This window comes from Arcobacter caeni, from assembly GCF_003063245.1.
Taxonomy (GTDB): domain Bacteria; phylum Campylobacterota; class Campylobacteria; order Campylobacterales; family Arcobacteraceae; genus Aliarcobacter; species Aliarcobacter caeni.
In genome coordinates this window covers 17,571-38,180 of the sequence record NZ_MUXE01000004.1, presented here as the reverse complement: position 1 = coordinate 38,180, position 20,610 = coordinate 17,571, and the positions used below count along the sequence as shown (strand labels likewise).

The following is a 20,610-nucleotide window of genomic DNA, read 5'->3' as shown; positions in this document are numbered from 1 at the left end:
ATCGCTAACATAAAAGGAAATAAATGTCAAAGTTTGATGAAGAACAAATTAAAGGCAAACTAAAAGAATTAGAAAAATTTTATAATCAAATTAAAGATTATTATTCTATAAAAGAAGAATTAGTAAAATCGGATGATGAAGGGTCGTTAAGAAATATTTTCAACGATGAGATAGCTCTAATAAAAGATAATGCAACTAAATCTTTAAATATCTTGGAAAAAGCAAAAGAAATTGATTCTTTTCTAAATGAAAACAACCGGTTTCAAAATGCAAAGAATTTACTTTCAGATGAAACTATAAATCAACTAGAAGAGAATAAAGTAGCTATCCTAGAAGCATATGCGAAGATATTTGAGACTCCAAATGGTAATCTAAGTGATATATATACCGAAATGTATGAAAAAACAAAAAGTGCTTATAATGATTTATTTGTTAATAAAACAGGTGAAAAAGTAAAAATAGAAATATTAAATGCGCAAATTGATAAATTTGAAGAGAAATATGCTTTTATAATTTCTGATGAAAAATCAATAAGTAATGAAGTTGAAAATTTACATAAAGATTTTAAAACCAAGCAAACAGAATTAGATAAATTCTATAAAAAAATATTTGGTGATGAAGAAAAAGAAATTAATTCATTAAAAGACGAATTAGAGTTAAGATTATCTCAATTAAAAGAAACAGAAATAGAAGCAAGAAAAGTAATAAATTTATCAAGCGATGCTGGATTAGGTGGAGGTTTTTTTCAAAAGGCTAAAGAAGCAAAAAATAATAAATATGTAAGTTTAGGAATTTTCATATTTGTATTAATTATCATGGGATGCTTTAATTTTCAAACAATTGATTTTAATAACTTAAAGGACATTAATTTAGTTTCTATTACTGTACGATTTATGATAAATGCTCCTTTTATTTGGATAGCAACTGTTGCAAATTTAAATTTAAATAAATATGCTAGGCTAGAACAAGAGTATTCTCATAAAGAATCTTTAGCTAAATCTTTTGAAAGATACAAAACAGAAATAGAAAAACTTAACGATACTGAAACAATAAAATCTAAAGAGTTACTAGTAGAATTGATGAGATTAAATTTAGAAGCTTTCAAAATCAATCCATCTTCAACTATGGATGGAGCAAAGAGTGATATGGATATATTAGCAAAATTAAAAAATACGGATTTAATATCTAAACCTAAATCTTAATAAGTTAGGAATAAATAGGACAGGTTACTAATCTCTTTAAAAACAGTATCCTTTCTTAATTTTTAACTTTTTTTCCATAAATTTATTTACTCAAAATATCTAAATTACTCTGAAAATTATTTTTAAATGTACTCTCAAAATAAAAGAAAAATCAAATTCTCTACATTATAATTACTCTAATTAGAATAATTATAAAACTCCATCTAATCTACAAAAAAGCCTTTGGCTCCGCCAAATAAAAGCCTTGTAAAAAATCAATATTCAAGCTCTTAACAACTTCAAGAACCTCTTTTGAATGTACATATTCAGCAACAGTTGTTGCATTTAACTCTTTTGCCATATTTACGATATTTTTTACTATTGTTTTTGATTCTTGCGAAATATGAATATTTTTTATTAAAGAACCATCTATTTTGATGATTTCTGGTTTTAATTTCAAGATATTTTCCATACTTGAATATCCACTTCCGAAATCATCTATGGCAATTTTACAGCCAAAAGTTCTAACATGTGTGGCGAAATCTTTTACGATATTAAAATCTTCTATAAAATCTGATTCTAATATTTCAAAAATAATATTTTTTGGTTTAGTGCAACTTGAAATTTTTTCATATATAAAATTTCGAAATGATTCATTTGAAATATCTTCATAACACAGATTTACGCTAAATTCAGTATCCAAATGACAAAAAACTTTAAATGTTTTTGAAAGCATTATCGTCATCATTTTTTCATAAGATTTTATTTTTTTTGCAGTTTGTAAAAAAGGAAAAACAGAAAATACTTCTTTGGTTTTTGGATCAATTAATCTCATCAATGATTCATATTTTTTTATTTCCATAGTTTTTGCATCATAAATTGCTTGAAAATATGGTTCTATATTTGAGTTGTCTACTACATTTTTTAGAAAAACAATATTATCCACAAGTTTACTTTGTTCTTCTTCTCTATAGGCAATTGTTAAAATATCCAAATTAATATCTATTATTTTATCAACTGAACCTAAAAATTCGTATTTTTCTTCTTTTATTAAAACATTTTTCAAAAAACCTCGAACATAACTAAAAGCTGCATTTACATAATGTGCAGGTAAACCAATACGAACATGAATTTCACTGATTATATTTAACTTTTCAAAATAACTTTCATCATATAAACCACAAAAAAGATTTAGATACCAGTTTTTTATTCCTCTTTCATGTCGTGTTAAAATCTCTTTATTATGTAAAAATTTTTTAGCGTGGTCAAATTCAAAAATAAATTCATAAAAGCCATCTAATAACTCTTGAGAATAATTATTTGCCATATTTTTTAGGCTTTTTAAAGAACTTGCATCTTCTTCATTAAATTTATAATTTTTTAGTATTTTTTTATAGTTTTTCTCATTTAAATCATTTATCTCTTTGTAATTTAAGTCCATAATATCAACCTTTTTTACTTAATTACATCTTTTGCAATTAATACTATCTTTACCTTCAAATTCTTTTTGATTAGCATTATCTACGATTTTATTTGCAATATTTGATGTTTTTACTGCAATATTATTAGCTTGAGAAGAAACCTCAGCATTTGCTTCAACTTGTTTTTCAAGTATATTTATTGCATCATTTATTTGTATAATTCCTATTTGTTGCTCTTTTGAAGTGCTTGAAACATCACCTATTAATTCGATTGTTTTATTAATATCACTATTTAAAGTAGTATAACCTTGAATCATATTATTGGCTATTGTTTTTCCCTCATTTGCTTTTAAATTTGCAGATTCAACAAGATTTTTAATTTCGCGCGCTGCTTGTGTACTATTATTTGCAAGATTTCTAACTTCTTGAGCAACTACTGCAAACCCTTTTCCAGCTTCTCCTGCAGTTGCAGCTTCTACTGCTGCATTTAAAGAAAGAATATTTGTTTGAAATGCTATTTGGTCAATAATTGTGATAGATTCATTTATCGCACTTACTTTTTCATTTATTTCATCCATTGCCGTTGTTGTTTTAAAAGCCAAATTTAATCCATCATTTGCAGATACAGTTACGGCATTTGCAAGATTTGACATTTGTTTTGTTTGAGCAGATGTTTTATCTACATTTTGAGTAATTTTTTCCAATACACTAGCTGTATTTTTTAAACTTTGTGCTGCTTCATTTGAAGATTGGTTAAGTTTATCCACATTATTTAATAAAACTTCAGAAGTATTTTGAAGAGCAACTCCATTTGTTTTATTTTCTAATAACATTTGAGTAATTGCATTTTTTAGTTTATTAACAGAACCCACTAAAAGTTTAAATTCACCATCATGTGTAATTCCATCAAGTTTTAACTCATTTCTATAATCATAATTTGTATATTCATTTAAAATATTATTTACATTTGAAAAATGTCCTCTTGTCTCAACTATCATTTCATTAACACCTTTTTTAAACTCTTCAAGAGATTTATTTGATGTTGTTGAAGTTATAATATCTGAGTAAAGACCATGTTTTATCTTATCCATTACCATTTTTGCTTCTTGAATTAAAAGCAATTCTTCTTTTTCTTTTTTTAATAATTCTACTTCTCTTTGATCAATTACATCTTTTATTTGTGAATATTCACTTGCCATTGAAGTATTTATTTCTAAACTTACATTTTTATTATCCATATTTTTTAAAAATTTTACTAACTCTTGTGATAATAATTTTCCATTTTTTCTTTCATCTAATTCATGAATAATAAGTGCAAATGCAATAACAACTTGAATTATTTGAGCAATACGGTCTGTAGTAAATAAAAACGCATTCAAAGGAAGTATTATTATTCCAATATAATGAACAATTGTCATTCTTAAATATAGTGATTTCAAATTAAACATATTTATCCTTTATTAATTATTTCACGAAGTATATTTAATTAGGACAATAATTGTCTTGATTAAAGTCAATTAAATTATTTATGTAAAATTAAGCTTTTACAGTAGATAAATATACGCCAATGTACTAAATTATTTTAATCAATATTTATTTAATTAAAGATTAAGAATATTGAATATTTTTTATACATTTTTTTCCATAAAAATCTACTCACCTTTGTCATAATTATTTCAGAAGATAAAAAGGAATAGTTATGAAAGAGAAACTAGTAATAATCGGAAATGGAATGAGTGGATTAAGAACCATCGAAGACCTTTTGGAAATAAATAAAGATAAATATGAAATTACAATTTTTGGTGAAGAGCCACATGTAAACTATAATAGAATCATGTTATCTTATATACTTTCTCAAGAAAAAACTTTTGAAGATACAATCATCAACCATTTATCATGGTACGAACAAAACAATATCACTTTACACAAAGGTGATAAAGTAATCTCAATAGACAAAACTAATAAAACAATCAAAAGTGAAAGTGGAAAAACTCAATCTTACGACAAACTTCTAATAGCAACAGGATCAAGAGCCTTTATTCCAAATACAAAAGGAAGCAACCTTGAAAATGTAATCGCATTTAGAACAAAAGCCCATGTTGATGCAATTATTAGCACGATTAGAAAAGATAAAACTGCTGTGGTTGTTGGTGGTGGATTACTTGGTCTTGAAGCTGCATATGGAATTGCGAAACATGGAATTAAAACTATTTTAGTTCATAGAAGTGGAAGCATACTTTCTCAACAACTTGACTCAACAGGTGGAAGATTACTTCAAAAAAATCTTGAATTTTATGGAATTGAGTTTAAATTAAATACAACTATTGAAGAAATTTCAGGTGATGAAATTGTTGAAAAAGTTAGCTTCACAGATGGAGTTTGTGTTGATTCAAACCTAGTTGTATTTGCAACAGGAATTGTTCCAAATACAGCTTTGGCAAATGAAGCACAACTTAATATTAAAAAAGGAATTATCGTAAATGATTTTTTAAAAACTTCTGATGATTCTATTTTTGCTATTGGAGAGTGTGTTGAACACAATGGAAATACTTATGGTTTAGTGGCACCACTTTATGAACAAGCAAAAGTTTTAGCAAAAGTTCTAGCAGATAAAAAAACTACTGGTTATGAGGGTTCTACTTTATCAACTAGACTTAAAATCTCAGGTGTTGATTTATTTAGTGCAGGAGATTATTTAGGAGATGTTACAACTGAGGATTTGATTTTATTAGATGAAAAAGCGGGAATCTATAAAAAACTTGTAATTTACAATAACAATATCATTGGAATCGTACTTTATGGAGATACAGCTGATGCCTCTTGGTATTTAAAACTTCTAAAAGAAAATACAGATATTTCAGATTTACGAACGAAAATCTTGTTTGGGAAATCAGCACTTTCAGGGGATTCAGGTCATGGCGGAAATGACATAAATGCAATGAGTGATGATGAAGAAGTTTGTGGATGTAATGGAGTTTGTAAAGGCGATATTGTAAAAGCAATAAAAGAGAAAAATCTAAAATCACTGAGCGATGTAAAATCATGCACAAAAGCTGGAGCTTCATGTGGTTCTTGTTTAGGTTTGGTTGAGCAAATTTTAGTAAATACTTTAGGTGATGAATATAAAGCCAGTGAAGAGGGAATTTGTTCTTGTACTTCACTTGGACACAAAGATATTAAAAAAGTTATTGATAATGGTGAATTTGAAACAGTTTATGATGTATTTTCAAAACTTGATTGGAAAACATCTGACGGTTGTTCAAAATGCCGACCAGCTATAAACTACTATTTACTAGTTAAATATAATGATGACAAATATAAAAATGACAAAAGAAGTTCTTTAGTAAATGACCGAATGTATGCAAACATCCAAAAAGATGGAACATATTCAGTAGTTCCACGAATTTGGGGAGGATTAACAAGCCCACAAGAGTTAAAAGACATTGCAAATATTGCAGTTAAATATGATGTTCCAACTGTAAAATTCACAGGTGGTCAAAGACTTGATATGTTAGGTGTTAAAAAAGAGCAGTTAGCTCCCATGTGGAAAGATTTAAATGATGCTGGATTTGTATCGGGTCAAGCTTATGCGAAGGGTTTGAGAACTGTAAAAACTTGTGTTGGAAATGTTTGGTGTAGATTTGGAACTCAAGATGCTATGAATATGGGTGTGATCATAGAAAAACTAACATGGGGTTCTTGGACTCCACATAAATTTAAAATTGCAGTTTCAGGATGCCCACGAAATTGTGCGGAAGCAACTATTAAAGATTTAGGAATAATTGGAGTTGATTCTGGTTGGGAAATTTCAATCGCTGGAAATGGTGGTATAAAAGTGCGAGTTACTGATTTTCTTTGTAAAGTTGAAACAGATGAAGAACTTCTAACTTATGTAAAAGCCTTTATGCAGTTTTACAGAGAAGATGCTTATTACTTAGAAAGAACAGCTCATTGGGTTGAGCGAACTGGATTACAATATGTTAAAGATGAATTATTAAATAAAGAAAAAGTGGCATATTGGGCAAAAAGATTTGAAATATCACAAGAGTCAGCACAAGTTGACCCATGGGCAAAAGCAATAGAAGATGGATTTACTAAAGAGTTTAATCCAATAGTTATAAATCCAGAAGAATCACACAGTTTTGAAGCAAAGGAGCAAATTTAATATGTCAAAAGTAGCAAAATGGTACAAAATCACAGAGGTTAAAAACATCCCTTTAATGGGTTCAAGAAAAGTAGCAATTGAAGATATTGAAATTGCGATTTTCAAAACAAGAGATGGCTCAATTTTTGCCATTAATAATATTTGTCCCCATAAAAAAGGAAAACTAAGTGAAGGTTTAGTTCATGAAAAACAAGTAACTTGCCCTTTACATAACTGGGAAATAGATTTACAAAGTGGCTTTGCTTTGGGCAATGATAGTGGTTGCACTGCTGTTTATGAAACAAAAATTGAAGATGGAATTTTATTTTTAAGTCTTTAGTACTTTAATTTTAGAAAATAAAATAGAGTTTCAAACTCTATTTTATTAGTAATTTTAAATTATTTATAAGTTCTTTAGCTTTATTATCATCTGCATTTCCACCTAAAACTTTATTTAATTTTTCTTCGATTTTATCTCTTTTCTTTTCAAGTTGTTTATCAATCTTTTCTATTAATAAATCTTTTGTATTTAAAGAAATTTTAGGATTAGAAGTTTCACCTTTTACTTCTATTTCATATTTTTTACTTTTTATTATTGCATTAATTTTTGCATCAATTAATTTTTGTTCTAAGTCCAACATAGAATCTTTAACATCAATTTGTGTATTTGCACTTTTCATAATTAAATCAGATGTTAAAACTCTATTATCAATTTGGCTATTTATATCAAGTGTTTCATAAACTTCTTTGCTTAAATCAAATTTTCCTAATTGACTAAGTAAAAGTGTGAAATTATTTTCTAATAAATGTCCATTTATAAGTTTTCCAACTAAGTCACCTTTTTTATGTAATAAATCATAATCCAAAACAAAATTTGCTTTTGAATCAATTATTTTTGAATAATCTAACATATAAGATAATTCTTGAACATCAATATTTTTTAAATTTGCATTTAATTTATCATTTTTCAAATCAAAATCAAAAGTTCCACCTAAAGTATTTGATTTTCCATTTAATAAAAGAGAATTTTCTTTTTTAGCTATTTCTCCATTTATATCAATTTTTCCTCTTAAATTCATATTTAAAACATTATTCAACTTCTCTAAAGATTGAATATTTAATAAATAATCACTATTAAATGAATCCTGCATAAAATTATAAACACTATTTTGTGATGTTAAATTTCCGATTGTTGTATGTAATTTTGCTTTTGATACAGCTTGATTTGGAACTAAATTAGTATCAATATTTAAATCGAAATTAACTTTTTCTTTTATACTTTGTTTAAATACTGTATTTGTAACTTCATTTACAATTGTAGCGTTAGTAATTTTTGAGCTGATATTTCCATCTAAACTTTCAATATTCGCATTTTTTACTTCACCTTGAATATTAAAATCACCAAGTGCATAAATAGGTTCATTTAGCATTTGAAATAATTTTTCTAATTTTGCATTTTCAACAGAAAATTTAATATATGAAGGTTTAAAATTTATCAAGTTTGTATTATATTTTATAACACTATCAAAAAGATCTGAATCACCATCAATATTAATTGTTTCATCAAATGCTTTTAAATTACCTTTTGTTGTAAATTCTCCATTTAATTTTTTTGCAATTATTCCCTCAAACTTACTTAAATTTTTAATATCAACTTTGTAATCAGAATCAATTTCATTTTTTGATAGGTTAACTACTGTTTTATTGATGATAATATTTGCTAAAGAACTTGTTATGTCCGTTTTAATTTCAACTTTATTTGGAAACAAAAGAGCATTTATTTCACTATTAAAACTAATGGGTGAAACTAAAGCCTGATTAAACTCTTTATTTATAACTTCATTATCTATTTTTCCATTAGATATTTTAGAAACAATCATTCCATCTAAATTTGAAATATTTGCATTTTTTATATCAGCTAATATATTCAAATCACCCTTTGCATATATTGGTTTATTTAATAAAGTTAATAAATCTTCAATTTTTGCATTTTTAACTTGAATATTTATATTTCTAGGCTCAAAATCTTCTAAGTTAAAATAATATTTTGTTTGACTTTGTGCAATATCTGAGATTCCTTGAATAATTGCTTCATCTTCATTTCCAATAAAAATTCCATTAGTAACAAATGGACCTTTAAATTCTTGTTTAGTTAAATTTTTCAAAGTTGATAAATCATTTATTTTTATATCATATTTTAAATCTACACTTTTTTTGAAAATAGATAATTCACCTGATATATTTATTTTAGAATTATCATTTATCGACGCATCAAAATTTAAATAATTTGAAGTTAATGTAAAATTATTTACTTTTAATTTCACATTTTTTTGATCTAGATTAACTTTATTTTCAATATATGATGAAACTATATTGTTCCCAAATTTTGTAAATAATAATCCATAAATTGCTCCTAAAAATAGAATAATAAGTAGACTAATAGATAAAAATATTTTTTTCATTTGTACCCTTTTTCAATAATTATGCTCATTTTATCAAACTTTGGTAAATAAAAAGAAAATGAAATTTTTAGCTTTATTTTATTTTTATTTGTATATAATCACCGCCAACAAAGTGTTAAGTAGGGATACGCAAGCCGAACAGACTTTGAAACTAATAAAATATAAGGATCTAGAATGAAAAAAATCGTTCTTTTAATGTTAGCTATTGCTGCTGTTGCATTCGCTGCTGATGGTGAAGTTGCTAACCAAACTTTAAAAGCTTACTCTGTAGTAGCTGCTGGAATTGGATTAGGTCTTGCTGCACTTGGTGGTGCTATTGGTATGGGTAATACTGCTGCTGCAACTATTGCTGGTACTGCTAGAAACCCAGGTTTAGGTGGAAAATTAATGACAACTATGTTCATTGCTTTAGCGATGATCGAAGCACAAGTTATTTATGCACTTGTTGTTGCTATGATTGCATTATATGCAAATCCATTTTTAGGGTAATCTTTAAATCTACAGATTTAATAAATACTTTAAAAGGTCAAGAAGTTTTTCTTCTTGACCTTTTTTTTATTCTGCTTTTTAATAAATAATTATTTCCCCCACTTTTTATACTCTTTTGTTTGATACAATATTTCATAATATAGAACAAAAGGATTAGTGATGAAAAATACTACGATAAAAAGTAAAATTCTTACTTTAATACTAGTTAGTGTCTCAATTTCATTTATTATTTTAGGGTTTTATAACTCTTATAATAACTACAATTCAGAATATAATTTAATAAAACAAAAAGAGCTAGATTTAGCAAAAGTGACTTCAAAATCAATTAATAATTATTTACAATCAAAAATTGATATTATTGAAGCGGTTGCTTTTGAAGTTTCATCATTATCATTAAATGTTAAAAATGATGAAGTTATTAATAGATTACGATTAGGAAATTTATCTGGTAAATTTTCAGGAGTATATCTAGGAATTGAACAAAATGGAAACTTCCTACAATTTGATGGAACTTATAGAACACCTCAAACCCACGATTATGACTCAAGAGCAAGACCTTGGTATAAAAAAGCTGTTGAAACAAATAAATCAGGAATCATTGAACCATATATAGATTTTTCTACTAAAAAATTAGTTATTTCTGTATTTGCACCTATTAAAAAAGATGGTGTAATTATTGGGGTTATTGGTTCTGATATTGCCCTTGATACAGTTGTAAATGCTGTTTTAAATGTTAGTCTAGACGAGCAAGGATTTGCATATCTTGTAGATAAAGAGGGAAAAACAATCATTCATAAAGATGATAAGCTATTTAATCTTCCAAATAAAATTTATGAACAAATCAAAAGTGATAATCCTTCAAATTTTGGTGAAGCTTTAGATGAAAATGCTCCTCAATTAGTTGCTTTTAGCTCTGTTGATGTTACAGCTTGGAAATTAATAATTCAATTAAATAAGAAATCTATCTCAGATAAAATAAATGCAAATTTAATCAAAGAAGTAGTTTTATATGTTGCTTTACTTGTTATTATTTTACTTATTTTACTTTTTGCACTTGTTAAAATATTAGCTCCATTAAAAACTCTAGAAAGTGGATTAAATTTCTTTTTCAAATACTTAAAAGGTGAAGAAAAAAATATTAACAAACTAAATATTCAATCAAATGATGAGTTTGGAAATATGGCAGCTGAAATTGATAAACAAATGGAATTGATTTTCCATAATTTAAATGAAGATAAAAAATTAATTGAAGAAGTTAAAAATGTTGTAAATAGAGTTAAAGAAGGTCATTTAAATTTACAAATAAAAAATACAACATCTAACTCTTCATTAAATGAATTGAAAGATATGTTAAATGATATGATTGGAACAATTAAAGAAAATGTTAATGAAGATATTAATGTTATTTTATCATCACTTGAAGAGTATTCAAAATTAAATTTTGTTAATAATATTTCTAATCCAAGTGGAAATGTTGCCCTTGGATTAAATAACTTATCAGACATTATTAATCAAATGCTTCAAGAAAATAAAACAAATGGATTAACACTAGATGAAAGTTCAAAAATTTTATTAGAAAATGTAAATGTATTAAATAAAGCTTCAAATGAAACAGCCGTATCATTAGAAGAAACAGCTGCTGCTCTTGAAGAAATTACAAGCACTGTAATTAATAATACAGAAAGAATTTCAAAAATGGAAACCCATTCAAAAGAGTTATCAACTTCAATTGAAGAAGGTCAAAAACTAGCTAATATTACAGTTGATTCAATGGATTCCATAAATGAACAAACCCAATCTATTGCAGATGCAATTACAGTGATTGATCAAATCGCCTTCCAAACAAATATTCTATCTTTAAACGCAGCAGTAGAAGCAGCAACTGCTGGAGAAGCAGGCCGTGGATTCGCAGTTGTTGCTGCTGAAGTGCGAAACCTAGCAAATAGAAGTGCAGAAGCTGCAAAAGAGATAAAAGAATTAGTTGAAAATGCTACAAGTAAAACAAATAGTGGTAAAAAAATTGCTGATGATATGATAAAAGGTTATATTAAATTAAAAGAAAATATAGCAAAAACAACTGAAGTTATACATGATATTTCAATATCTTCAAGTGAGCAAAGAACAAGTATTGAGCAAATAAATGATGTTGTAAATAGATTAGATAGACAAACACAAAATAACGCATCCGTTGCCTCACAAACCCATGATATTGCAATCAATACATCTAAAATTGCCAAAAGAATACTAGAAACAGTAAATGAAAAAGAGTTCAGAAACAAATAATTTATACTACTTCATACAAGAAAAACTATTATAATAATTAAACTTGTATGAAGTATTATGATAGTAAAATTTCCACCTTATTTTGTGCGGTTATGGTGGAACGGTAGACACGCTACCTTGAGGTGGTAGTGCCCTATGGGTGTGCGAGTTCAAATCTCGCTAACCGCACCATTTACAACCCCCATATTATCGTCTTTATATCACTTTTTAATTTCTTTTATAATATTTATACAACTTTTATACAACTTTATATTTTTTAGTTTTAAAAATTGTCTATTGTTTCAATTTTATAATTTCTATTTTCAATTAAATTTGAAAAATATTTTTCTTTTTCTTCTCTCATTTTTAAATTTTCTTCCTCATTTTCCCTTTTTTCTTTTTCTTTTTCATTTAATTTTTTTGTTTTATAATTTTGGAAACTTAATAAAAATAATGTATCTTTTAAATTATAATTTTGGTGTATGTAAAAAATATAGTTCATTTCCCAGTCTTTTTTTAGTTCTTTTTCAAAATTTAGGTATTTAACCATTCTTCCAAAATTTTTGTGTATTTTTGTCATTTCTTCATTTTCAAAATTTGGAAATTGTTTTTTTATATCATTAAATTGTTTTATTGTTGTATTAAAAAGTTTTAATTCTTTCTTTTTTTCTAATAATTTTTTTTGTAAAAATTGTTTTTCATACGTTTGTTTTAGTAATAATTTTTTCCATTTGTATTCTTCTTCCATTGTTATTTTTTCGTTATGAAATGATTTTTTTCCTATCACTTCAAATTCCCGAAATTTTCCCTTAATTGTTTCTTTTTCGTATTTATTTAAATGTAATAATTCTTCTTTTTCGTCTTTTTCTTTATTATTATAAATAATTATTTTGTCTTTTTTGTTATACTCAATTATGTTATTATTTAACAATTTACGTGTTTCGTAAATCATTCCTTTTGTGTTTTTTACTCTAATTTTTGTTTTTATTTGTATATCATATAAATTTTTGTATAAAATTGATGAAATTTTAAATAAATCACTTTTATTTATTTTATCCGTGAAAAAGTTGTGGGAATATTGGTTTTGTCTCATTTCTAAATTGTGAAAAAGTTGATTTTCAAAACTTTCTTCACTATTACTTTTTAAAAGGTATTTAAATAAATATTTTGTTATCTCTAGATTTGTGTTTTTTTGTTCGTTTTCTTCGTTGTTTTCGTTGTTTAAAATTGGTTTTAAATAAATAAAATTTCCTTTTTCTTCTTCTGTTTCTGTCAGTTTGTAAAATGTTCTATTAAATTTATCTTTTTTTTGTATTATTTGTTTAAATGTTACATTTATAACTTTATTATTTAATCTATAAATTATTCCTTTTTTCATTATTTCATTTAGTAAATTTTCTTTTAATCGAATTTCAATCCTTCCAACTTGTTCATTTGTTCTTTTAAGAATTATTCGTCTTATAACCTCAATAGTTTCGTTAATATCGTTAGTTAATGTGATTTGGTGTTGGTGTATGTTTAAATTTTTTGTTAGTTCCAAAACCCTTAAAAAATCTGTTTTTAAAGTTATATTTTCGTTTTCGTTGTTTTTATAATAATATTTAACTATTTTGTTATTAAAACTTTTAAATGTTTCATATTGGTCTGTTTGAATTTTTTCAATTATTTCAAAATCGTTTAATAAAAATTTATTTTTGTATTCTTCAATTTTTTCACGTGTTAGGTTCATTTTTGGGTTTAATGTCGTTGTTATAAACATTAAATTTTTGTTTTCTTCATCTATTTTTTGGGAAATTGATGAAATCTCGTTTTGTATAATTGATTTTTTCACTTTTTTTGTGTAGTTTTCAACGTCAAACAACGTTATTAGTGGAGTATTTGGGTTACTTGATCTCAAAAGTGTTTTTCTTTTAAAATTTTTTCTATTGTCTAACTTGACTTTGTTTTTGTTTTTAATATAATTAGTGTATGAATTTAACAATTCTTTCATTTTTAATTCCTTTGGTCGGGTTTTAGATTTTTTTGTCTCTCTTAGGGTAAGTTTTTCGGACTTATCCTTTTTTTTTGTCTTTTTTTTTTGATTTACATTTATTTATTATAAAAGAAACTCAATTTTTTCCTAATTTTTCTCTTTTTTTATGTTTTCTTTTTGTTGTTTTTTATCTTTTTTTGTTTCGTTTTTTTTTCGTTTTTTTTGGTTTCAAAAATTTCCCATTGGGAACTTTATTGTAATGTATACTTTAAAAGAAACAAGGGAAAAAAACTGAGAACATTGGGAACGTGAGAACATTTTTTTTTACAAAAAAAATAACCTCACAACCCCAACAACCTCGTTTTTTTTAGATTTATGTTTTTACAATCAAACACTAGATTATTGTTTTCCTTTTGAAGTCTCCGACGGTGTTTTTTTCCCAACTTCGGTAAACTTTAATTTTTGTGAACTTTAATTTTTTGGATTATCAAAATACTTTTTTATTTCTTCAAATGTTTTTTCTAATTCTTCAAATTTTTGATTGTGAAATAATCTTTTTAGTTTTTGAACTTTTTTTCTCATTTCTGATTTCGTTTTTTCTGATTTTATTGTTTTACATTTATCCCATAACTCTTGAATTTCAATCATTTCAACGGTTTTTGGGACGTTTGTTTTAGTTTCTTGTATTATTACCTCATTTTTGATTTCTTCCTCTATTTTAACATTCTCATTTTTTGGAGGTTGAACAACTAAATTAGTGATTTTTTCAATATTCTCTTTTTTTTCAAGTAGTGAAAACATAAAATTTAAGTGGTTTTGGTCTTGAATATTGAAAAATGGACTTTGAAATAAATAAACTTCTCCACTATCCCCATCCTTGTAAATTCCTCTTCCTTTTTGAAAGTTTTTTATGTCGTTATTGGTTAATGAATAAGTTTCTAATTCTTCACTATTTCCCCCAATTTTAGTGATATTATCGTTATTTTTTGTTTTTAATAAAATCCTTGTTTGTATGTTTCGGAGAACATTTGAACTAATGTTTTGGGTATCACGTTTTTGACCTCGAAATAAAATTCTTATGTTTGTTCGTCTACTTTTTTGGATTAAATCTATTAAAAATTTTTCCATTAAATCATTTTCTTTTTTTTCTAAAGTGTTATTTTTTAAGGTTCGAAATTCATCAATTAAAACCAGAATAAATTTTTCATTTGATTTTACTAACCCCTCTTTTTCCATTTTTTCAAGTCTTTTATACATTGTTTTTTGTAGATTTTGGAACATTTCTAAAACTTTTTCCATGTTTTCAATATAATCAACTTTTTTAAATATTTTATACCTAGAAAGTTCAACCATTTTGGGGTCAACCATAATAAATTTTTCGAAATTTTCTTGATTATAAAAAAAACTTAATAATAAATTTTGTATAAAAACTGATTTTCCACTTCCCGGTTCCCCCACAATTATCGTGTGGTTAAGTCCGTTTATGTCTAAATATGTGTCAATATTTCCTTTTTTAAAACCTATATAAATTTTATTTTTTTGTAATTTATTTTTGTCAAAATCTAAATTTTTAATTAAATTTGTTTGTTTTAAAATAATTTGATTTGTTTTATATCTTTCAATTTCCAAATTTTCAAAATTTAGACTTTGTTTAATGTTTTCACGTTCTTTTATGTATTTGTCATAATTCGTTTTACTTAAATTTTCAAAAATAAACTCGTTGTTTCTTGTTTTTTTTATAAATTTATCATAAATTTTTTTTTGGTTTTGTTCAGTCCCATAAATTTGAAAAAAATTATATTTATAAGGTATTAAATAAAAATTATTTAATTTAATTTTTTTGTAAATATAGATGAACAAACCTATTAAAAATAAAATATTAAATATTAAATCCATATAAATTTCTTGAATTAAATTAAAATGTTTTTCTTGAATTTCTTTTAACGGTAAATCAATTTTGTTAATAATTGTGTTATTTTTTGAAGGTTGGGATGTTATTTTTTCAATTTTTTTTATGTTTTTAGTATTTATTTGATTTTGATTTGTTAATGTTAAAGTGTATGAATCATTTTTTGAAAAATCTAGATCATTGTAATTTTCATAAAATTTTTTGGTTATAAAAATTTCTTTTGTTTCATAAGTTTTAGGGTCTAAATATGTTAATAAATATTCATTTTTGATGTTTTCATCAAGTGAGTCGTTTAACGTGTAAAAAGTCGTTAAAAAGGGGTTATGTAGTGTGTTGTTTTTAATTGAACTTTGAACAATTACAATTAAATAACGTAATAAATACATTATTATAAAACTAATAACAATATATTTTATAATAAATTTTGTGTAAATTTTTCCTATAAATTTTAATTTTTCCATTTTTTTCTCCATTTTTTTAATAATTTTGTTATATATTATTATAAAAAAACAGAAATGAAAGTCAAGGAAAATTAAAGGAAAATATTAAATTATTAAATATTAAATTTATTTGTTTGGTATGTTTTAAATCCTAATCTCAATAATTCATTTACTAATTTTTTTTGTGAAATAAAATTTTCTTGTCGTTCTAATTTAATTTTTTCAAATAATATTTCTTCGATTTCAAAATTTGTTTTTTTTAATTTTGGATTTTTAGTTTCATTTTCTCTAAATTCATTTTTTCTTAGTGTTGTTTTTTCCATTTTTTTATCCTTTTTTTATGGGTTATTTATGTGTTTTTTAAAGATTTGATACTATTATAATATAATCTAAAAATAAGGGTATTATCCCCTATTTTCCGTTGATTTTTAACTCTCCAAATTGTTTAAAATACGTCTTATTTTGAACAGTTGAATATGTAACTGGTAACATAATTTTTGTTCCTGGAATTAATAAAGTAATGTCTTGATTTTCATCTAATTTAATTTCACTTAAAACATGTTTACCATTTTCCAAAGTGTCTAAAATTTGGATTTTTTTAGTTTTCACTAAACCTTTATCTTTATCATTAAATTCACTTTCGAACCGTCCTAAAATTTCTCGTTGTATAAATATTTTCATTTTTTAATTCCTTTTATTTTTTTGGTTTTATATAATTTTTGTTATATATAAAGTTATTATAATAAAAGAATTTTTGAAGTCAAGGAAAATTTAAAAGAAATTCAAAATTTAGTTATTTATTTTATAAAGTATCGATTTTATGGGGTTTTTTATGTTAATTATTTTAAAAATCTTTAAAAATGTTATTCATAAGATTATTAACATCATTGTTTATTTCGTGATTTTCAAGGTTCAAATATTTCATTGTTTGGTCAATTGATGAATGATTTAAGAATTTCATAACGTTGTATACGTTTGCCCCATTTTTCACCAAATTTGTGGAAATACTACGTCTTATTGTATGAAAATTTACTACATTATCTCTTTCATAATTATTTTTTTTATTTATGTTTTCATTAAATAAAGTGTTCATAATTTCATAAACTTTTTTTTGAACATTTGCTAAAATTTGAGTTTGTTTTATATTATTTTTTTCGTTAAAATCACTTTTTATTAAATATTCGTCATTTTCTCTAAATGGTAAAATTTTTTCTTCTATCCATTTCGTTCCAGTTTCACTTATTCCAATTTTGTAAAATTTGTTTGTTTTAAAATTATTTAAATTTATTGTTTTGTTTTTAGTGTCAATATCATTTTTTTTGATGTTTAACACAGTATTACTTCTTGACCCCGTCAGAACCCCTAAATATACACATAAATACAGATTTATGTTTTCTTCTTTTTTCAAAGTTTTTAATAATAATGTTATTTCTTCCTCACTCAAAACTCTTTTTCTGGTTCTTTGGGGATTTTGAAATTTTAAATATTCAAATGGGTTTTTTATGTTAATTATTTCGTTTTTTATTCCATAATTAAAAATTGTTTTAATTTGACTTATTACCATAAATTTGGATTTTTGGGACAAATTTGTATTAAATAAATCGTTTTCTATGTATTCTTTAATGTCTATTTTTGTAATTCTGTTAATATTTATTTGTGATATTTTACTATTTTGTATGTTTTTGTTAATTCTCAACAATTCTTTTGTTACGTTATAAATTTGTTTTTTTATTAAAACATTGTTTTCAAATTCTTCATTTGTTAAATGATTATATTTTTCTTTCAAAATACGTTTTTTAGTGTTTATTCTGTCCTCAAAATAAATTTTTGTTAATTCATTTAAACTTATATAATTTTTAAATTCTTGGTTTTCAATAATTTCTGAAGAATTATAATTTTTTAGTGTTTCTTTTATTTCATTACTCATTATCACACATTTTTTTAAGTGTTTTGTTAAATGTTCTTTTTCTGAAAATAATTTTTTTCTTTTTGTTATTTTTGTAATTGGATCTTTATAACTAAAATAATAAGTAATATTTTGTTTATTTTCTAAATAATAAACTCCTGGAATTTCTGTTTTTATCAATTTCATTTTTCTTTTCCTATTTTTTTTTAAATTATAGTATATATTTTTTATTTTATACAACTTTTATACAACTTTTTATTTTATTTATATGTTTTTTTTATAATATATTTACATTTGAGTGGTTTTAAATGTTGTTTTTTAGGGTTTTCTTGGGGGTTTTGGTGTTTTTGCTCAAATAAAGGGGAGAGTTAAAATCTCGCTAACCGCACCACTCTTTTTTTATTTACTTTTCATTTATAACACTTTGATACCATAAAAATATATTATAGTAAGCTTAATGACAATATAATTATAAATCAAAAAAGGAAAGCTAAATGTTTTACAACTTATTATTAAAAATATTTCTAATTTTAATAATCCCTATACTTTCATTTTCAGATACTATTCCAACAACTCCATTAAAATTTTTAATAAAAGAATCCACTCAATCTAGTGTAAAAACAGATGAACAAATATCTGTTGATAATGCAGAGAATCCTCTTACTCAAAATATTGAAGATCAAATCGCTTCTCAAACTAAAACAATTGAGGAAGTTATTAAAAATATAAATAACGAATTTTATTTAAGCAATCTTCCTGATAAAAATTATTATGATAATGAAATCCTTTTCTTAAACAATAGAATAAATGCCAATAATATCCAGAATAACGCTATTGCAATTAAAAGAGATGAATTGAGAATTGCTTATTTAAAAGAAAGAGCTGCTTATGAAACTACATTAAAAGATATTATTATTGGAAAACAAGAGTTTAGAAATAAGAAATACTTTGAAGATATTTTACTTGAAAATATTAAACAAATTCAAGATTTTAAACTTGATAATTATACTTTAATATATGAATCTGAATTAAAAAATAGTAATAATAAAATCTCAAATGAGCTTATAAATAATTATATTAACCTTTATAATCAAAAACACTCTCAACTTTTTATTCTACAATACTTATATACAAATATTCAAAAATTTAGAAACTCAAACTTTCTTATCGATGAATTTAATCTAAAATATATGATAAGTAAAATTGATAATATAAAAGGTATCTCATTTTTATCATCATTAACCTCTTATCACTTAAATTTTTCTGTGGGAGAAGTTGTTGTTGTTTTATTGATAAGTTTATTTTTTAGACTAATTAATAGATATGTAATTGATTTAATTGCAAATTTTATTTCGATAATTTTTATAAAAAAAGAAACAAAAGATGAAGAAAATATACTCTTTTATTTAAAAGATGCCATTAATTCACCTTTAATTTATAGTTTATATCTTTTCTCTATTCAGATTTCTCTTTTTATTTTGATTAAAGATCAAACTATAATAAATCATATTATTCCTTGGATAAACACTATTTATATGGCTCTTTTAACTTGGGCAATTTATTCAGTGCTAAATAATAGTATTACAATTTATGCTCAAAACTTACTTGAAAAATATAAAAATGTAAGAAAAGAGATGATTGTTTTTATACTAAAAATCATCAAAGTTGTACTTATATTAGTTGTTATTTTATTTTTATTTACACAATTAGGTCTTGATGTAAAAGCAATTGCAGCATCACTTGGAGTTGGAGGTATTGCTATTGCACTTGCTGCAAAAGATACCTTAGCAAACTTTTTTGCTTCATTAAATATTATGACTGATAACTCATTTTCTCAAGGTGATTGGATTAAAACAAAGGATTTTGAGGGAACTGTTGTTGATATTAGAATGAGAACTACAAGAATTAGAACCTTTGATAATGCAATGATTACAGTTCCAAATTCACAAATTGCAAATGCTCATATTTTAAACTGGTCAAAAAGAGTAATTGGAAGAAGAATAAAAATGTCAATAGGTATTAGTTATGAAAATAAAATGCAAGATATTATAAATCTTAAAAATGATATTTTTGATATGTTAATAACAAATCCTAAAATTGCTACAAATAACAATATCAATATTTCAAGAACAAAAGCTTTTGAAGCTATAAAAAGAGAGGATTTATATGGTATTAAAAATACTCTTTTAGTTTTTATTGATGAATTTGAGTCTTCATCTATAAATATACTTGTTTATTGTTTTTCAAAAAGTCCTGTATGGGAAGATTGGCTTGAGACAAAACAAGAAGTTATGATAAAAATTGCAAAACTTGTTGAGAAAAATAATTGTGATTTTGCATATCCTTCACAAACTATTTTTATAAAAAACGACGAAAAGACACAAGACAAAAGTGAAGAGAAAATAGAAGAAAATATTTAATCTT

Annotated in this window: 14 protein-coding genes and 1 tRNA gene; 7 read left to right on the top strand and 8 right to left on the bottom strand. The window is 24.4% G+C overall.

Going from position 1 to position 20,610, the window contains the following annotated elements; translation table 11 throughout:
• The first annotated feature begins 23 nt into the window (after positions 1 to 23).
• Positions 24 to 1,202 (top strand): hypothetical protein, encoded by a 1,179-nt coding sequence (locus B0174_RS03715; protein ID WP_108558312.1) that lies wholly within the window; start codon positions 24 to 26, stop codon positions 1,200 to 1,202.
• Positions 1,203 to 1,410: 208 nt separating this feature from the next.
• Here the strand turns inward: B0174_RS03715 and B0174_RS03710 are convergent, their stop codons facing one another.
• Positions 1,411 to 2,622 carry an EAL domain-containing protein gene (locus tag B0174_RS03710; RefSeq protein ID WP_108558311.1) on the bottom strand — a complete coding sequence of 404 codons (1,212 nt, stop codon included), beginning with the start codon at positions 2,620 to 2,622 and terminating at the stop codon, positions 1,411 to 1,413.
• An 18-nt stretch (positions 2,623 to 2,640) separates the two neighbouring features.
• Positions 2,641 to 4,050 (bottom strand): methyl-accepting chemotaxis protein, encoded by a 1,410-nt coding sequence (locus B0174_RS03705; RefSeq protein WP_108558310.1) that lies wholly within the window; start codon positions 4,048 to 4,050, stop codon positions 2,641 to 2,643.
• A 251-nt stretch (positions 4,051 to 4,301) separates the two neighbouring features.
• Between B0174_RS03705 and nirB the strand changes: the two genes are divergently transcribed.
• The gene (gene nirB / locus B0174_RS03700) at positions 4,302 to 6,767 is read left to right on the top strand and encodes a nitrite reductase large subunit NirB (RefSeq protein ID WP_108558309.1); all 2,466 of its coding nucleotides are present in this window, start codon (positions 4,302 to 4,304) and stop codon (positions 6,765 to 6,767) included.
• 1 nt (position 6,768) lies between these two features.
• A complete protein-coding gene (gene nirD / locus B0174_RS03695) occupies positions 6,769 to 7,086 on the top strand; it encodes a nitrite reductase small subunit NirD (protein ID WP_108558308.1) in 318 nt (105 codons plus the stop codon).
• A 37-nt stretch (positions 7,087 to 7,123) separates the two neighbouring features.
• On the opposite strand, the gene B0174_RS03690 is transcribed toward nirD, so the two are convergent.
• Positions 7,124 to 9,208: a hypothetical protein gene (locus B0174_RS03690; protein ID WP_108558307.1), complete on the bottom strand. Its 2,085-nt coding sequence runs from the start codon at positions 9,206 to 9,208 to the stop codon at positions 7,124 to 7,126.
• Between the two features lie 174 nt (positions 9,209 to 9,382).
• On the opposite strand from B0174_RS03690, the gene B0174_RS03685 reads away from it, so the two are divergent.
• The 3 genes from B0174_RS03685 (at position 9,383) to B0174_RS03675 (ending at position 12,151) form a co-directional block, all read left to right on the top strand.
• Positions 9,383 to 9,697 (top strand): F0F1 ATP synthase subunit C, encoded by a 315-nt coding sequence (locus tag B0174_RS03685; RefSeq protein WP_108558306.1) that lies wholly within the window; start codon positions 9,383 to 9,385, stop codon positions 9,695 to 9,697.
• Positions 9,698 to 9,856: 159 nt separating this feature from the next.
• The gene (locus B0174_RS03680; protein ID WP_108558305.1) at positions 9,857 to 11,980 is read left to right on the top strand and encodes a methyl-accepting chemotaxis protein; all 2,124 of its coding nucleotides are present in this window, start codon (positions 9,857 to 9,859) and stop codon (positions 11,978 to 11,980) included.
• A gap of 86 nt (positions 11,981 to 12,066) precedes the next feature.
• Positions 12,067 to 12,151, top strand: a tRNA-Leu gene (locus tag B0174_RS03675).
• A 91-nt stretch (positions 12,152 to 12,242) separates the two neighbouring features.
• Here the strand turns inward: B0174_RS03675 and B0174_RS03670 are convergent.
• The 5 genes from B0174_RS03670 to B0174_RS03650 form a co-directional block, all read right to left on the bottom strand.
• Complete coding sequence (locus B0174_RS03670) at positions 12,243 to 13,949, bottom strand: hypothetical protein (RefSeq protein WP_108558304.1); 1,707 nt, start codon at positions 13,947 to 13,949, stop codon at positions 12,243 to 12,245.
• Between the two features lie 453 nt (positions 13,950 to 14,402).
• Positions 14,403 to 16,301, bottom strand: a complete 1,899-nt coding sequence (locus B0174_RS03665) for an FtsK/SpoIIIE domain-containing protein (protein ID WP_165790387.1) — start codon at positions 16,299 to 16,301, stop codon at positions 14,403 to 14,405.
• 92 nt (positions 16,302 to 16,393) lie between these two features.
• Positions 16,394 to 16,603 (bottom strand): hypothetical protein, encoded by a 210-nt coding sequence (locus B0174_RS03660; RefSeq protein WP_108558302.1) that lies wholly within the window; start codon positions 16,601 to 16,603, stop codon positions 16,394 to 16,396.
• A gap of 88 nt (positions 16,604 to 16,691) precedes the next feature.
• The gene (locus tag B0174_RS03655) at positions 16,692 to 16,961 is read right to left on the bottom strand and encodes a hypothetical protein (protein ID WP_108558301.1); all 270 of its coding nucleotides are present in this window, start codon (positions 16,959 to 16,961) and stop codon (positions 16,692 to 16,694) included.
• A 163-nt stretch (positions 16,962 to 17,124) separates the two neighbouring features.
• Positions 17,125 to 18,426 carry a tyrosine-type recombinase/integrase gene (locus tag B0174_RS03650; protein ID WP_133174787.1) on the bottom strand — a complete coding sequence of 434 codons (1,302 nt, stop codon included), beginning with the start codon at positions 18,424 to 18,426 and terminating at the stop codon, positions 17,125 to 17,127.
• A 254-nt stretch (positions 18,427 to 18,680) separates the two neighbouring features.
• Between B0174_RS03650 and B0174_RS03645 the strand changes: the two genes are divergently transcribed.
• Positions 18,681 to 20,606, top strand: coding sequence for a mechanosensitive ion channel family protein (locus B0174_RS03645; RefSeq protein WP_108558299.1), 1,926 nt, complete (start codon positions 18,681 to 18,683; stop codon positions 20,604 to 20,606).
• Positions 20,607 to 20,610 lie beyond the last annotated feature (4 nt).

Bases quoted from the DNA above. Each gene is read 5' to 3' on its own strand.
- B0174_RS03715 (WP_108558312.1), top strand. From the start codon at position 24: ATGTCAAAGTTTGATGAAGAACAAATTAAAGGCAAACTAAAAGAATTA.
- B0174_RS03710 (WP_108558311.1), bottom strand. From the start codon at position 2,622: ATGGACTTAAATTACAAAGAGATAAATGATTTAAATGAGAAAAACTAT.
- B0174_RS03705 (WP_108558310.1), bottom strand. From the start codon at position 4,050: ATGTTTAATTTGAAATCACTATATTTAAGAATGACAATTGTTCATTAT.
- nirB (WP_108558309.1), top strand. From the start codon at position 4,302: ATGAAAGAGAAACTAGTAATAATCGGAAATGGAATGAGTGGATTAAGA.
- nirD (WP_108558308.1), top strand. From the start codon at position 6,769: ATGTCAAAAGTAGCAAAATGGTACAAAATCACAGAGGTTAAAAACATC.
- B0174_RS03690 (WP_108558307.1), bottom strand. From the start codon at position 9,208: ATGAAAAAAATATTTTTATCTATTAGTCTACTTATTATTCTATTTTTA.
- B0174_RS03685 (WP_108558306.1), top strand. From the start codon at position 9,383: ATGAAAAAAATCGTTCTTTTAATGTTAGCTATTGCTGCTGTTGCATTC.
- B0174_RS03680 (WP_108558305.1), top strand. From the start codon at position 9,857: ATGAAAAATACTACGATAAAAAGTAAAATTCTTACTTTAATACTAGTT.
- B0174_RS03670 (WP_108558304.1), bottom strand. From the start codon at position 13,949: ATGAAAGAATTGTTAAATTCATACACTAATTATATTAAAAACAAAAAC.
- B0174_RS03665 (WP_165790387.1), bottom strand. From the start codon at position 16,301: ATGGAAAAATTAAAATTTATAGGAAAAATTTACACAAAATTTATTATA.
- B0174_RS03660 (WP_108558302.1), bottom strand. From the start codon at position 16,603: ATGGAAAAAACAACACTAAGAAAAAATGAATTTAGAGAAAATGAAACT.
- B0174_RS03655 (WP_108558301.1), bottom strand. From the start codon at position 16,961: ATGAAAATATTTATACAACGAGAAATTTTAGGACGGTTCGAAAGTGAA.
- B0174_RS03645 (WP_108558299.1), top strand. From the start codon at position 18,681: ATGTTTTACAACTTATTATTAAAAATATTTCTAATTTTAATAATCCCT.